15 protein-coding genes and 1 tRNA gene are annotated in these 13,840 nt (G+C 65.5%); 14 read left to right on the plus strand and 2 right to left on the minus strand.

Annotated features, from left to right (window positions below):
- Positions 1-32 precede the first annotated feature (32 nt).
- The 7 genes from IPI56_02145 (at position 33) to IPI56_02175 (ending at position 8,042) form a co-directional block, all read left to right on the plus strand.
- Positions 33-977 (plus strand): hypothetical protein, encoded by a 945-nt coding sequence (locus tag IPI56_02145; GenBank protein ID MBK7544544.1) that lies wholly within the window; start codon positions 33-35, stop codon positions 975-977.
- Positions 978-1,018: 41 nt separating this feature from the next.
- A complete protein-coding gene (locus IPI56_02150) occupies positions 1,019-1,774 on the plus strand; it encodes a hypothetical protein (protein ID MBK7544545.1) in 756 nt (251 codons plus the stop codon).
- A 24-nt stretch (positions 1,775-1,798) separates the two neighbouring features.
- Positions 1,799-2,194 carry a hypothetical protein gene (locus IPI56_02155; protein MBK7544546.1) on the plus strand — a complete coding sequence of 132 codons (396 nt, stop codon included), beginning with the start codon at positions 1,799-1,801 and terminating at the stop codon, positions 2,192-2,194.
- Between the two features lie 83 nt (positions 2,195-2,277).
- A complete protein-coding gene (locus IPI56_02160; protein ID MBK7544547.1) occupies positions 2,278-3,516 on the plus strand; it encodes a TolC family protein in 1,239 nt (412 codons plus the stop codon).
- Positions 3,513-4,529: an efflux RND transporter periplasmic adaptor subunit gene (locus IPI56_02165; protein ID MBK7544548.1), complete on the plus strand. Its 1,017-nt coding sequence runs from the start codon at positions 3,513-3,515 to the stop codon at positions 4,527-4,529. The genes IPI56_02160 and IPI56_02165 overlap by 4 nt, the downstream gene beginning before the upstream one ends.
- Entirely contained in the window at positions 4,522-7,704 is a 3,183-nt protein-coding gene (locus IPI56_02170; GenBank protein MBK7544549.1) for an efflux RND transporter permease subunit, read from the plus strand. Before IPI56_02165 ends, IPI56_02170 begins: the two co-directional genes overlap by 8 nt.
- Positions 7,701-8,042: a hypothetical protein gene (locus IPI56_02175; GenBank protein ID MBK7544550.1), complete on the plus strand. Its 342-nt coding sequence runs from the start codon at positions 7,701-7,703 to the stop codon at positions 8,040-8,042. Before IPI56_02170 ends, IPI56_02175 begins: the two co-directional genes overlap by 4 nt.
- Positions 8,043-8,049: 7 nt before the next feature.
- Here the strand turns inward: IPI56_02175 and IPI56_02180 are convergent, their stop codons facing one another.
- Together IPI56_02180 and IPI56_02185 are read right to left on the minus strand one after the other, a co-directional pair.
- Positions 8,050-8,472 carry a hemerythrin family protein gene (locus tag IPI56_02180; GenBank protein MBK7544551.1) on the minus strand — a complete coding sequence of 141 codons (423 nt, stop codon included), beginning with the start codon at positions 8,470-8,472 and terminating at the stop codon, positions 8,050-8,052.
- 10 nt (positions 8,473-8,482) lie between these two features.
- Positions 8,483-8,827, minus strand: coding sequence for a DMT family protein (locus tag IPI56_02185; GenBank protein ID MBK7544552.1), 345 nt, complete (start codon positions 8,825-8,827; stop codon positions 8,483-8,485).
- A 265-nt stretch (positions 8,828-9,092) separates the two neighbouring features.
- On the opposite strand from IPI56_02185, the gene IPI56_02190 reads away from it, so the two are divergent.
- From IPI56_02190 to IPI56_02220, 7 genes are all read left to right on the plus strand, one after another.
- Positions 9,093-9,386 carry a translation elongation factor-like protein gene (locus IPI56_02190; protein ID MBK7544553.1) on the plus strand — a complete coding sequence of 98 codons (294 nt, stop codon included), beginning with the start codon at positions 9,093-9,095 and terminating at the stop codon, positions 9,384-9,386.
- On the plus strand, positions 9,383-10,018 hold the full coding sequence (locus IPI56_02195) for a thioredoxin domain-containing protein (protein ID MBK7544554.1): 636 nt from the start codon (positions 9,383-9,385) through the stop codon (positions 10,016-10,018). The genes IPI56_02190 and IPI56_02195 overlap by 4 nt, the downstream gene beginning before the upstream one ends.
- A complete protein-coding gene (locus tag IPI56_02200) occupies positions 10,015-10,497 on the plus strand; it encodes a DoxX family membrane protein (protein MBK7544555.1) in 483 nt (160 codons plus the stop codon). Before IPI56_02195 ends, IPI56_02200 begins: the two co-directional genes overlap by 4 nt.
- Positions 10,494-11,774, plus strand: a complete 1,281-nt coding sequence (locus tag IPI56_02205; protein MBK7544556.1) for a M48 family metalloprotease — start codon at positions 10,494-10,496, stop codon at positions 11,772-11,774. The genes IPI56_02200 and IPI56_02205 overlap by 4 nt, the downstream gene beginning before the upstream one ends.
- 73 nt (positions 11,775-11,847) lie before the next feature.
- A tRNA-Phe gene (locus IPI56_02210) sits at positions 11,848-11,920 on the plus strand.
- 63 nt (positions 11,921-11,983) lie between these two features.
- Positions 11,984-12,460, plus strand: coding sequence for an SRPBCC family protein (locus IPI56_02215; GenBank protein MBK7544557.1), 477 nt, complete (start codon positions 11,984-11,986; stop codon positions 12,458-12,460).
- Positions 12,457-13,812 carry a deoxyribodipyrimidine photo-lyase gene (locus IPI56_02220; protein ID MBK7544558.1) on the plus strand — a complete coding sequence of 452 codons (1,356 nt, stop codon included), beginning with the start codon at positions 12,457-12,459 and terminating at the stop codon, positions 13,810-13,812. The genes IPI56_02215 and IPI56_02220 overlap by 4 nt, the downstream gene beginning before the upstream one ends.
- The last annotated feature ends 28 nt before the right edge of the window (positions 13,813-13,840 follow it).

A 13,840-nucleotide genomic window follows, 5' to 3' on the forward strand; every position in this document is an offset into this window, starting at 1 on the left:
GCTTGAAGACCCTTTTCACACAGGAGGTTTCCGTGGGCAAGCTCGAAGATCGCGTGGCGGAGGCGGGGCAACTGCTGGGGCTGCCGCCCCGCTTGAACGCCCGAGTCCCTTTTGGCGTCAAAGATTCGTTCCCGGTTCAATTGTCCGTTGTAAAAAAAGGCGATTCCCAGGCGTTCCAGTTGATCGTCCGCTGGGACGCCCCGACCAAAGACGCTCTGGTCGTCGAACGGCTGAAAACCTCCTCCGCCCTCACGGAGGCGAAGGTCAAGGGGTCCGACGTCAAAGTGGAGAACGGTCTGTTGGTCTACACGTTGGGGTTGGCTTTCTCTTTTGGAACGCCTTCGGCCGAATCGCTCGTTCAGCGGGTGCGGGCCCTCCTGGACGAGGTGAAAGCCGCCGTGGGCGCGGCGGCGGTCGCCTGCCGCGCCTGCGGCCAGGGGACCCCCGAGGTCGCGCTGGTGAACGGCGTGGTGGACCGGATTTGCGCCGGGTGCCTGCAGAAGGCCGACACCGAGGCCCGGGCCCTGCAAGAGGCCTACGACGCCCTGCCCACGCGGTGGGGGCGGGCGATCCTGGTCGGGGGCGTTCTGGCCCTTGTCGGCGCGGTGTTGTGGGACGCCGTTCTCTTTTGGACCCAACGCATGTTTTGGCTTTTGGCCATCGCCATCGGCGGCGCCATCGGCTGGGGCACCACGAAGGCGGCGGGCAAGGGCGGCCGGGGGGTTCAATTCCTGGCGGGGGCCTTCACCTTAGTGTCCGTGGTCGGGGCGATGGTCGCCCTGTACGCGTTTGTCGCGATGGGGTCTTCCTTTGAAAACGGCCAATGGAACGCCGCCCTCTTTTGGGGCCAACTGCGGGAGGCGGTGGTCCAGGCCTGGGGCGATTTGGCCTTCACGGCCGCCGGCGCATTGATCGGCGCCTGGGTCGCCGCCGGCGCGGCGGGCAAACCGACGTTTCAAGTGACCGTGGAAAAATAATCCCGTCATCCCGCCCGGGGCCAAAGAGGTATGATAGAGGCATGCGGTCCTGGGTCCTCGCCCCGCTGTTGGTGTTGGCAAGCCCCGGGGTCTCCCGCGCCGAAATGTTTGTCGATGTTCTGGGCGGGGGTCTCAACACCGGCCGCGCCTCCGTCGATTGGGTCGAAGAGACCAACGGCGTCCCCACCGCGTCGGGTTCGTTACAAACCACGTTAAAAAAAGGAACTCTCGTCGGCTTCCGTGCCGGGGGCTGGGTCGAGACCGCTCCGAACTTCGGCCTCGGGATGGAGCTGTCCCACGGCAAGCTCGAGGGGGAAGGCGTCGAGGCCCTTGTCCTGCCCCTGTCGTTTTTTGTGGCCGGGCGCGCCCGCCTGTTTGCCAACGCCAAATACCCGCACGGGCGCCTGCAACCCTACGCTTTGGGGGGTCTAAGCATCACTTTCACCCGCCTTCAGCTCGATTCCAGCGCCTTGGGATGGAGCGGCATGGCCGGCGACGATTACGGGGAAAAACCGCCCACGGGCGCCTACTTCGCCTTGGGGGCCGCGGGGGCGCTGACACCGAACCTCTTCCTCTTCGCCGAAGTCCGCCCCGGCACGCTCTCGGGCGAGGACGACGAAGTCCTCAGCTACATTTTTCCGTCCATACACCGCCGAATTGATTTTTCCTTTCACGCCACCCGCTGGGTGGTGGGAATTTCCCGGCGCTTCACGGTGCCGACCGGCGGCCGCCCCGCGGTTCCGGCGGCCCCTCCTTCGCCAGCCCCGCCTCCATCGACGGAAGAATTGCGGTTTTAACGAAAGGGATGCATAATTAAGAGGATGAAACGATTCGCCGGGAGCGTCTTAACCGCTGTGTTCCTCGTGGGGGCCTTCGCCCTCCCGGGGAAGGTCTGCCCCAGCGCCCACGGTCGGCCCGTGGCCCGCGCGGCCGAAACCGACCTCCCGCCCTGTCATCGGGCCGCGCGACAAAACCCCTCCGCCACGCCCTGTGACCAAATGGTTTGTTGTCTGGTCCCCGAGGCGGAACGTTCCGCCGTTCTTCCTCCCGCGCTCCCGGCGCCCACCGCTCTGTGGGTGGGCCGGACTCTGGAAACGGTGGAGCCCGGACCGATCTTTGATCGGGTCGTTGACGCCGTTTTTTTTCACCCCCCGCCCGGCGTCTCCGCCGGGTTTCGTCTCGCCTTTTCCCTTCGCGCCCCGCCCGCCTCGGCCTAACGCCGGGGCCCGGGCTTTTCTTCCACATCCCTAAATAATTTTCGCCCGCCCCGCTGGGATCACCTTTTCCATAGGAGCGTGCGATGAAACATTGGATTTTCCTTTTTCTTTTCCTGCCGTGCGGGGTTCGGTCCCTAGGGGCTGTCCCGTTGGAGACCGTTCTGATCGAGGTCGAGGCGGCGAACCCGGGTCTGGCCGCCCTGCGGGCCGAAGCGCGGGCCCTGGCGGCGGAGGCGCGGGCCCGGGGGACGTGGCCCGATCCGGAGGTCGGGCGCGCCTGGGAGAAAACCCCCGCCGGCGACCGCATGACCCATTGGCGCACGTCGCAAACGGTGCCTTTCCCCGGAAAAAAGTCCCTGGAAGCGGCGGTGGCGCGGCAGGGGGCGCGGGCCGCCGACGCTGGGGTTCGTCAACAGGCCCTCGCGCTGCGGGCCGAAGCCCGGGCCCTGGCCGCACGGGTCGCCCGGGGGGACGCGGTCATCGCCCGTTGGACGGAACAGCGAGATCTTGTGAGCGGGCTTATGGCGTCCTTGCGGGGGCGGGTCGCGGGCGTTCGGGGCGGCATGGAAACCGGCGGCGGGCCGGTCCTGGACCTCTATGCGCTGGAGGCCGAACGCGGCCGCATGGACAACATGATCCGCATGGAACGGCTGGAACGGGACACGGCGTTGTTCCGATTGAACGCGCTTGCGGGGCGGCCGTGCACCGCGCCCTGGTCCATCGAGCCGAGCCCCCTGGCCGAACCGCCCGCCGTGGACGTTCTGTTGGAACGGGCCGGGCGCGAGAACCCCTCCCTGGCCGCGGCCCGCGCCCGGGCGCACGGCGGCGACCTCGAAAAAACGCGGGCCCGCCTCGATTGGGCGCCGGACATCGGTCTCATGTGGGACGAACAGCGCATGGACGACGCGCGGGGGCGGGAAGCCGGCGTCTCCTTGATGCTGCCGCTGTGGGGCGCGCCGCGGGGGGCAAACCGCGCGGCGGGCGCCCGGACCGCGGCGGCCGAGGCTGAGCGGGCGGCCATGCAAAACGAGGTTGCCCGGGATGTCCGGACGGAGCACACCGAAGTCCGGACGCGCCTGGACGCGGTCCGGTCCTACGAGCGGGACATTCTGCCCGCGTCCCGCAGCGCCCTCGCCTTGACCCGCCGTCAATACGAAGCCGGCCGCGCCGACTTTCTCCGCATGCTGGAGGCGTTGCGGAGCGCGTCGCAGGCGGAGGTGGAACACCAAGACGCGCTCCACGAATACGCGCGCCATTGGGGCATGTTGGAAGTCGCCGCGGGCGCCCCCTTGGACCCTTTACCGACAGGAGATCGACGATGAAAACCTTGATATTGGCGATGGGATTGCTGACGGGCGCCGTTCTTTTCACGGCCTGCGCGCCGGCGTCCGCCCCCAGCGACGTTAAAAAAGCGATGGTCCACTGCCCCATGCATCCGACGTACACGTCGGACCGGCCCGGGGAATGCCCCATCTGCCACATGAGCCTGGTGCCCATCGAACCGGCGGCCCCCGCGGCCGACGGCGCGCCGGCGATGGCGGACCGCGCCGAGGTCTTCGTTCCCGCCGACAAGGAACAGTGGATCGGCGTACGGACGGCCCCGGTGGAAACCCGGGACCTCGAATTGTGGGTGCGGGCCAGCGCCCGGGTCTCCCACGACCCGGATCTCTTCGCCGCTTTGGCGGAACACCGCGAGGTGCTCGCCACCCGGGAACGGGACGGCGCGCGCGCCGAGGAATTGTTGCGCTCATCGCGCCTGCGGCTGGCCCAATTCGGCCTGACCGAGGGACAAATGGACCGCATGGCCCGGGCGGGGGGCGCGGGTCTTCTGGCCGGCACGGGGCCGGGGCTCGTGTACGTCCAGGTTTACGAGGACGAGGCGGGGGTCGTCAAGCCCGGCCAATCCGTGGACTTGACCTCCCCCGCGCTGCCAGGCGAAACCTTGAGGGGCCGGGTGGAGTCCCTCGACCGGGTGGTGGACCCGGCGACGCGGACCTTGCGGGCGCGCGTGCGCGTCGCCGCGGGGGCGGAGCGCCTGCGGCCGGAAATGTTCCTCGAGGCGGTCCTCCATGTCTCCCTGGGAAAGCGCCGCGTCCTGCCCAAGGAGGCCGTGATCGACACGGGTCTGCGCCGCCTTGTCTACGTCAAGACCGCCCCGGGGCATTACAGGCCCCGCGAAGTCACGCTCGGCCGCGAGGGGGAGGACGCCTTCGAGGTGTTGGCGGGGGTGGCGGACGGGGACGAGGTGGTGGCGTCGGCCCAATTCCTGATCGACTCGGAATCGCGGCTCAAGGCGGTGGTGGGCCCGGCGACCGGCGGACACGCCCATGATTAATAAAATCATCGCTTTTTCGGCCCACAACAAGTTTCTGGTCCTTCTCCTGACCTTGATCGGGGCCCTGGCGGCCACCTGGTGCGTCAAGAACGTGCCCCTGGACGCGTTGCCCGATTTGTCGGACACACAGGTCATCGTCTATTCCCAATGGGACCGAAGCCCGGACATCATTGAGGACCAGGTCACCTACCCCATCGTGTCCTCCCTTTTGGGCGCCCCCCGGGTGAAGGCGGTGCGCGGGTTCTCGGATTTCGGGTTTTCCTACGTCTACGTGATCTTCCAAGACGGGACCGATCTCTATTGGGCGCGGAGCCGCGTGTTGGAATATTTGTCGAAGATCCAGTCGCGCCTGCCCGACGGGGTCAAGACGGAGCTGGGCCCCGACGCCACCGGCGTGGGGTGGGTGTACCAATACGCCCTCGTCGATAAAACCGGTCGGCACGACCTGGCCCAGCTGCGGGGTTTCCAGGACTGGACCCTCCGCTATTGGTTGCAATCGGTGCCGGGCGTGGCCGAGGTGGCGTCCCTGGGGGGCTTTCAAAAACAATACCAGGTGAACGTGAACCCCCACGCCCTGGCGGCCCACGGGGTGCCGCTCCTGAAGGTCGTCGAGGCCGTGCGCCAGGGCAACAACGATGTCGGGGCCCGGCTGGTGGAATTCGCCGGCGCGGAATACATGGTCCGCGGGCGGGGTTACGCCCGGGGGGTCGCCGACATTGAAAACATCGCGGTGGGGCGGGGCGCGGACGGCACGCCGGTGTTGGTGAAAAATGTCGCCCGCGTGGTCGTGGGGCCCGACATCCGCCGGGGGGTGGCCGACCTGGACGGTCTGGGGGAAACCGTGGGCGGGATCGTGGTCATGCGCTCGGGGGAAAACGCCCTCAACGTGATTGACCGGGTGAAGGCCAAGATCCGGGATGTGAAGGCGTCCCTCCCCGAAGGGATGGAGATCGTTCCCGTCTACGACCGGTCGGATCTCATTCACCGGGCCATCGACACCCTCACGCACGAATTGGTCCTGGCCATGATCGTCGTGAGCGTGGTGATCCTCCTGTTCCTCTGGCACATTCCGTCGGCGCTCGTGCCCATCCTCACCATCCCGGTGAGCGTGTTGCTGGCTTTCATCCCCATGTACGGCTTGGGGCTCACGACCAACATCATGTCCCTGGCCGGCATCGCCATCTCCATCGGGGTCCTCGTGGACGGGGCCATCGTCGAGGTGGAAAACGCCTACAAGCGTCTCGAGGAATGGGAGGCCGGAGGACGGAAGGGGGACTTTCACGCCGTGCGTTTGGCCGCGCTCCAGGAAGTGGGTCCGTCGGTGTTCTTTTCCCTGCTCGTGATCGCGGTGGCCTTCCTCCCCATCTTCACCTTGGTGGACCAGGAGGGGCGGCTCTTTAAACCCCTGGCCACCACGAAGAACCTGACGATGTTCCTGGCGGCGGTCCTGGCGATCACTCTCGACCCGGCCATGCGCATGCTCTTCACGCGCATGAACCCCTGGCGGTTCAAACCGGCCTGGGCCGCCCGGATCGCGAACGCCGTGACGGTCGGGACCTATTACCCGGAGGAGAAACACCCCGTCAGCCGGCGCCTCTTCGCCCTTTACGACCCCGTCTGCCGATGGACCCTGCGGCATCCCATGCGCACGCTCGGGGCCGCGCTCCTGTTGATGGCGGCGACGGCGCCGGTTTTTTTCAAGCTCGGGTCCGAGTTCATGCCGCCCTTGAATGAGGGCGTCCTGCTTTACATGCCGACCACGATGCCGGGGATTTCCGTCACCGAGGCCCAGCGGCTGCTGCAGACCCAGGACAAAATCCTCAAAAGCTTTCCCGAAGTCGACCGGGTGCTCGGCAAGGCGGGGCGCGCCGAGACCGCCACGGACCCCGCGCCCTTTTCCATGATGGAGACGACGGTGGTCCTCCAGCCCAAGGGAAAATGGCGAAAGGAATTCGGCGGGGAATTGGATCGGTTGGTCGCCGCGCTGGACAAGGCCCTCAAGTTGCCCGGGGTGGTCAACGCCTGGACGATGCCGATCAAGGCCCGCATCGACATGCTCACCACCGGCGTTCGCACGCCCGTGGGGATCAAGGTGTTCGGCGACGACCTGGGAAAAATCGAAAAAGTGGGGGCCGAACTCGAGCGGTTGCTGCCCGCCGTCCCGGGCACGCGCAGCGTCTACGCCGAGCGGGCCGCGGGCGGTTACTTCCTCGATGTGGACCTGCGGCGGGACCGGCTGGCCCGTTTCGGGCTCACCGTGGAGGAGGCGCAAAGGGTGTTGATGTCGGCGGTCGGTGGGGAGACCGTCACGACGACCATCGAGGGCCGCGAACGTTACGGGGTGAGCGTGCGCTACGCCCGGGAATTCCGCGATGATTTGCCCAAATTGAAGAGGGTGCTCGTGACCGCGATGTCCGGGGCCCAGGTGCCCCTGGGCCAATTGGCGGAGTTCCGCCTGGTGGCGGGACCCGCCATGATCCGCGACGAGGACGGGCAATTGGCGGGCTACGTTTACGTCGATATCGAGGGCCGCGACGTGGGCGGGTACGTCGAGGCCGCGAAGAAACGGGTGGACGAGGGGCTGTCCTTGCCCCCGGGGATCGCCTTGGTTTGGAGCGGGCAATACGAAAATATGTTGCGGGTGCGACAACGGCTCAAAATCGTGGTCCCCGTGACGCTCTTCCTGATTTTCGTCCTGCTCTACATGAACACGGGTTCCGCCGCCAAGACCTGGATCGTTCTGTTGGCCGTGCCGTTTTCCATGGTCGGCGCGGTGTGGTTGCTTTGGGCGTTGGATTACAACCTGTCCATCGCCGTGGGAGTGGGGCTCATCGCGCTGTTGGGCCTGGACGCCGAAACCGGGGTTTTCATGCTCCTTTACTTGGACCTTTCGTACGAAGACGCCAAAAAGCGCGGGGGCCTGGGACGCCCCGGCGCTCTGGAGGAGGCCCTCGTGCACGGCGCCGTCAAGCGCATCCGCCCCAAACTCATGACGGTCCTGACGTCCATGGTCGGTCTGTTGCCCATCATGTTCAGTTCCGGCACCGGGGCCGATATGATGAAGCGCGTCGCCGCGCCGCTCGTCGGTGGCCTCGCGACGAGTTTCGTCCTGGAATTGTTGGTGTACCCGCCGCTTTACCTGCTGTGGAAACGACGCAAAGGAGACAACGCATGAAAAAGCGCGTTCTGTGGGGAACGTTGTTGTTGGGGGGGATGACCGCCGTCGCGGCGCCCGTGAAAAAAGCGGCGCCGCTCGCGCCGGGGGAATACGGGGCGACGCTCCCCGCCTTCGTCTGCGGCGGGTGCGCCGAATGGGTCCAAAGCCGTCTGGAAAAAGACAAGCGCCTGACGGCCGTGGCCGTCGACCCGATCCCCCGGGCGTTGCGGTTTCGGGTCAAGCCCGGCCCCGGTGTGACGTCCGCCGAACTTCAAGAGGTCCTCGACGGGGCCGCGACCCAAATGGGCATGGGGGCGGATTACACGATGAAGAATTTGAAACCGCGGGGGCGCTGAGAGGGGGTCAGGGCGCCGGTTCGGGGAGCCGGTCCTGATCCTTAAGCCAATCGGTGAACTGGGTGTCCTGCTCGATGATGTGGTGGGTGATCCAATCCGAGACGAAAAGCGTCAGCTCCGTCGTCAGGATGATCAGCCCTTCGGCGTGCAGCTCGATGAAACGCTGGACGCGCTCGGCGAAATCGTTGTGGAGCGCGCGGTGGGCCTCGAGTCCGGGATAGCCGGCCGCGCGCATCTGTTTTTCCTCTTCGTGGAAGTGGATGCGGGTGTAGGAGGCCAAAAACGCCAGGGTTTTCGGGACAACCTCCTTCTCCGCGGGATCCACCAGCGCGTCGTGAAGGGCGTTAAGGCGGCGGAATAATTCCTGGTGTTGAGCGTCGATGGTCTTGTAACCCGTGGCGAATTTGTCCGACCAGGCGATCAATGGCATGGATTTCCTCTCAGCCGCGAAAAATAAAGTAGACGGCGCCCAGAACGCAAAGGCCGGCCCACACGTAATTCCATTTGAGGGGCTGGCCCATGTAATAGACCGTGAAGGGGACAAAGACCGTCAAACTCACGACTTCCTGGAGGATTTTGAGTTGGGGAAGGGGCATCGCCCCGTGGCCGATTCGATTGGCGGGCACTTGCAGGCAGTATTCAAAAAACGCGACGCCCCAACTGACCAGGGCGACGAAAAACCAAGGGCGGTGGGCCATGTCCTTCAAATGGGCGTACCACGCGAAGGTCATGAACAGGTTGGAGCCGATCAAAAGGCCCGTGGTCTTGAGGAACACCGGATTCATCGTGCCTCCCTGGGGCGACGCGGCGCCATTATATCTTTTGTTGTTTGCGAAACGCCCTCCGCTTTGTTTAAAATCATGGATACGATCGATTGAAGGAGGACCCATGGCGCCCCAAAAGAAAAAAACGGTTCGACGTTCGGCCCCGAAGAAAAAAGCGGTGAAAAAGGCCGTCGCCCGCGCGAAAAAGCCCGCGGCGAAGAAGACGAAGAAAACCCCGGCGAAAAAGACCGCGGCCCGCGCCGCGAAGCCGGCGCGCAAGACCGCCGTGGCGGAGGCCGCCGTTCTGCCCTGGCGCCAACCCTTGGCCGGCGAAACATGGATCGGCGTGGTCGAAGACTATTTTTCCCATGTCGGGGTGATCGCGGCCACGCTCAAGGCCGCGCTCGCCGTGGGGGACAAGATTCACGTGCGCGGCCACACCACCGACATGGCCGAAACCGTGGAATCCCTCCAGATCGACCACGCGCCCGTGGCGGCGGCGGCCGCCGGGGATTCCGTGGGCATCAAGGCGATCGGCAAATGCCGTGCGGGGGATTACATTTACAAGGCCAAGGCGTGACCCCGCGCGTTCGCCGCGCCGCGACCGCGGCGGGGCTCTTGACCACCCTGGCCGTCGCCGTGGCGATCGGGCGGCAGACCCCGTCCGTCGCCTCGGGCGCGCCCCCCTACCGTTGGTTGGGCCCCCCCAACGCGACGGTCGTCTTGGAGGAGTTCTCGGATTTCGAGTGCCCCAAGTGCGCCCAAGCCCAGACCGATATTAAAAATCTCCAGAACGCCGCCCCCGACCGGATCGCCCTGGTGTTTCACCACGCGCCGCTCCGCCAGCACGCGCACGCGGTTCCCGCGGCCCGGGCCGCCGAGGCGGCCGGGCTCCAGGGCAAGTTTTGGGAATACGCGGAGCGGTTGTTTGAACGCCAAAAAGAGTGGGCGCCCCACCCGCCGGTGGCGGGGCACGACCCGCGCCCTTTTCTGTTGGCCTACGCCCGGGACCTCGGCCTCGACGCGGCGCGCTTCACGGCGGACATGGACGGGACGTTGACCGCCGACCGCGTCCGTCAGGACCGGGAAACCGCCGACCGGATCGCCATCCCCGCCACGCCGACGGTGTTTGTGAAAGACCGGATGCTGGTGGGGTCCTCCCAAATCGCTTCCCTGGGCCCCCGGTTCGTGCAGTGGGCGCTGGACCAATGACCCCGCGCGTCCGCACCGGGGTGGGTTTGGCGGCGGCCGTCCTTCGGATTTTGCCGGGAGCCGTTCTGGTGTTTTCCGGATTTCTGAAGGCCATCCGGCCCCCCGAGGAATTCGCCGCCCTGCTGTCCGATTATTGGATCCTGCCGCCGGCCTTGCTTGTGCCCTTGGCCCGGGGGGTGCCCTGGGTGGAAATGTGGGTCGGTCTTTGCCTGTTGACGGGGTTCGGCGTGCGTCGCGCGGCGACGGCCGCGGCGGTCCTGTACGGGGCCTTCATCGTTTTCCTGGCGCAGTCCTTGCTCCGCCAATTGCCCATGAACGACTGCGGCTGTTTCGGTCGCCTCGGCCCGGCCCTGCGGCCGGCGCAAACCCTGGTCATGGACATCGTTCTGGGGGCCCTGTGCGTTTTGGCGGCCTGGGACCGCGAGGCGCGCTTCAGCCTCGACCGTTGGATCGATCCCGCGCGGTTCAATAAAAATTGAACCGCCCCCGTTTCGCCCTGCGCCTCCTCGTCGTGGGGACGCTCGCCCTTTCCGCCTGCGCCCGCAACCCCGTCACCAACCGGGCGCAAACCAAACTCATTTCCGAAGCCACCGAGCGGCAAATCGGCGCGGAGACCAAAAAAAACCTTCTCAAGGAATACGGCGAAATCAAAGACCCGGTGGTGCGCCAATACGTCGCCAACCTGGGCCGCCGTCTCGTGGCCGTCAGCGATCGACCGCGCCTTCCCTACGAGTTCACGGTGCTCGACGCCGATTTGGTCAACGCCTTCGCCGCCCCCGGCGGCTACATTTTCGTGACGCGGGGTTTGTTGGAGGAGGTTGAAAACGAGGCGGAGTTGGCGTCGGTGCTGGCCCACGAGATCGTGCACGTGGCGGGTTGGCATTCCATCGGGATGATCCAACGCCAAATGGGGATGGGCACCCTGACGACCCTCGGGGCCATCGCCTCGGGGGTGAGCCTCGGCCCCGAAGCCATGCTCCTGGTGATGCAGACCGGGCAACTGTTCACCGGCCTTTACTTGTTGGGGTACAGTCGGGAGCACGAGTTGGAGGCCGACCGGGTGGGGCTGCGTTACATGCTTTCGGCGCGCTACGACCCGGAGGCGGCCCTGAGTTTCTTTGAGCGTTTGGCGACCCTGGAGAAAAAAGAAGGGCCCGATGAGTGGGAACCCTACCTGCGCTCCCACCCGCCCACCGAACAACGCATTCGGGAAGCCAAAGCCTATCTCAACAGGCCGTATTTTTTCAGGCGGGAAACCGAGCGCGGCGAGCGCGTTTACCGGGAGCTCAAGAGCCGCTTGCCCCGCTTGAAGCCCGAAGAACGGGGGGAAATCAAGGGGCGACGGTTCGAGCTGGCGCAACAGGGCGTGGTGCTGACGATCCCGGAGGGGTTTTCCTGGGAACCGGTGGGCGCGACCACCCTGGTGGCGTTCCGTCGGGACGGCGGCGAGGCCTTTGGCGAGCTCCGACGGGAGGTCCTGACCGAGACCTTGACCCCCGAAGAATTCGCAAAAAAATTCTCCGAAGACCGGAAGTGGCGGTTCCTCCAGGGGCGTCCCGTCCTTTACCCCGCCGGGTACGGTTACCTGGGCCAATTCGCCGGACCGAGCGCCCTGGGCGGCCTTTACGTGTTCCGGGGCCTCTTTTTGGTCCGGGACGGGGCCGGGTGGGCGGTTTTGTTCGCCGCCAAACCGGACCGGGCCTTTGAATCCCTCGTTCCCGCCGAACAAATTTTCCGCGGTTTCGAGCTTCGTTAGAGGGAGTCCCGGCCCGGGGCGGGGGCCTTGGGTGTCGGCGGAACCGGCCCGGCTTTGCTATAATGCGATCGCGGCCGAGGTAGCTCAGTCGGTAGAGCACAGGTCTGAAAAACCTGGTGTCGTCAGTTCGATTCTGACCCTCGGCACATTTTAAAACAAGTCGGCTTCGGACCGCGGACCGCGTCCTCCGGGCCGACTTTTCCATTTTTATGGCTTGGCCCCCGCACGTTTTTGAATCGGCGTTCCTTTTGCCCCGGCCCCGGTCGGAGGTCTTTCCCTTTTTCGCCAACGCCGAAAATCTTGAGCGCCTGACTCCCCGGGAACTCCGTTTCAAAATCCTCACCCCCACGCCCATCACGATTCAAACGGGGGCCCTCATCGATTACCGGATACGGCTTTTTGGTTTTCCGCTTCGCTGGCGGACCGGAATCTCCCTCTGGAACCCGCCTTTTGAATTCGTCGACACCCAATTGAAGGGGCCCTACGCCCAATGGGTCCACCATCATGTGTTCGATGAAAAAGGGCCCCGCGAAACCCGGATAAGGGACCGCGTGACGTACCGGCTGCCTTTGGATCCCTTGGGACGTGTGGGCCTGCCCTTGGTGCGCCGCGAATTGAAGCGCATTTTCGAATTCCGCCGCCGCGCGGTGGCCGATGCCTTCGGGGTCGATGCGCGCCCGTGTTGAAACCCTTTCCCGCCTCGCGACGGGTCCGCGCCCTCAACGCCGCGCCTCCCGGTCCCGGGCCGGTGGTCTATTGGATGAGTCGTGACCAACGCGTGGCCGCCAATTGGGCCCTGTTGCACGCGCGGGCGCTGGCGGGGGAGCGGGGCGTGCCCCTGGGGGTCGTCTTTTGCTTGACCGAAAACTTCCCCGGCGCCACCCGCCGGGCCTACGATTTTATGCTGGGCGGCCTGGAGGCGTTGGAGGCGCGTCTCGCCGCCCTTAAAATCCCGTTTTTCCTTTTGATCGGGGACCCGCCGGCGACGTTGGCCGCCTTTGTCGTCAAAAACAAAATCGGCGCCGTGGTGACGGATTTCGATCCCCTTCGAATCAAACGACGATGGAAATCGCGTTTGGCGGAAACCCTTCCTGTGGCCTTCATCGAGGTGGACGCCCACAACGTCGTGCCCGCTTGGGTGGCGTCCCCCAAACGGGAATACGGGGCCCACACCCTGCGGCCCAAAATCCATAAGTTGTTGGAGGAATTCCTGACGGATTTTCCGCCGTTGGCGGCGGCGACCGTTCCCTGGACGACGCCGGTTCCCCGGGTGAATTGGGCGCGCGTGAAGGTCGCCCCGCGGGTGGACGAGCGGGTGGGCCCGGTGGCGCGCTGGACGCCGGGGGAGGCGGCGGGCGCAAAAAAGATGGGGCGGTTCCTGACCGATGGTCTGTCCGCCTACGCGGAACAACGCAACGACCCGACGCGCGCGGGCCCATCGGATCTGTCGCCCTATTTGCACTTCGGTCAGGTTTCGGCGCAAAAATTGGCTTGGGAGGTTCGCCGCCGGGCGCTCGACACCCCGTCGGGGGGCGCCTTTCTGGAGGAGTTGATCGTTCGCCGGGAGTTGGCGGACAATTTTTGTTGGTACAACGAGCGCTACGACGCCTTCGAGGGGTTCCCCGATTGGGCGAAAAAAACCCTCAACGCCCACCGGCGCGACAAGCGGGCTTGGCTCTACACCCGCGCGCAATTTGAAAACGCGGCGACCCACGACGCCCTTTGGAACGCCGCCCAACGGGAAATGGTCGTCAAGGGGAAAACCCACGGCTATATGCGGATGTACTGGGCGAAGAAAATCTTGGAATGGTCGGAGAGTCCTGAAGAGGCCCTGGCGACCGCCATTGAGCTCAACGACCGCTACGAACTTGACGGGCGGGACCCCAACGGGTACGCGGGCGTGGCCTGGTCCATCGGCGGCGTCCACGACCGGCCCTGGTTCGACCGCCCGGTATACGGCCAAATTCGTTACATGAGCGAAGGGGGATGCCGCTCGAAATTCAATGTCGACCGTTACATCGCGACCGTCGATGAATAGTCCTTTGTTTCTTGGGGCCCCTGTCTGA

The sequence above is a fragment of the Elusimicrobiota bacterium genome (assembly GCA_016706425.1).
GTDB lineage: Bacteria > Elusimicrobiota > Elusimicrobia > FEN-1173 > FEN-1173 > JADJJR01.

Excerpts from the sequence above, each read along its gene's own strand:
- IPI56_02170 (MBK7544549.1), top strand. The coding sequence starts at position 4,522 with ATGATTAATAAAATCATCGCTTTTTCGGCCCACAACAAGTTTCTGGTC.
- IPI56_02215 (MBK7544557.1), top strand. The coding sequence starts at position 11,984 with ATGGCTTGGCCCCCGCACGTTTTTGAATCGGCGTTCCTTTTGCCCCGG.
- IPI56_02160 (MBK7544547.1), top strand. The coding sequence starts at position 2,278 with ATGAAACATTGGATTTTCCTTTTTCTTTTCCTGCCGTGCGGGGTTCGG.
- IPI56_02165 (MBK7544548.1), top strand. The coding sequence starts at position 3,513 with ATGAAAACCTTGATATTGGCGATGGGATTGCTGACGGGCGCCGTTCTT.
- IPI56_02175 (MBK7544550.1), top strand. The coding sequence starts at position 7,701 with ATGAAAAAGCGCGTTCTGTGGGGAACGTTGTTGTTGGGGGGGATGACC.
- IPI56_02185 (MBK7544552.1), bottom strand. The coding sequence starts at position 8,827 with ATGAATCCGGTGTTCCTCAAGACCACGGGCCTTTTGATCGGCTCCAAC.
- IPI56_02155 (MBK7544546.1), top strand. The coding sequence starts at position 1,799 with ATGAAACGATTCGCCGGGAGCGTCTTAACCGCTGTGTTCCTCGTGGGG.
- IPI56_02150 (MBK7544545.1), top strand. The coding sequence starts at position 1,019 with ATGCGGTCCTGGGTCCTCGCCCCGCTGTTGGTGTTGGCAAGCCCCGGG.
- IPI56_02180 (MBK7544551.1), bottom strand. The coding sequence starts at position 8,472 with ATGCCATTGATCGCCTGGTCGGACAAATTCGCCACGGGTTACAAGACC.
- IPI56_02200 (MBK7544555.1), top strand. The coding sequence starts at position 10,015 with ATGACCCCGCGCGTCCGCACCGGGGTGGGTTTGGCGGCGGCCGTCCTT.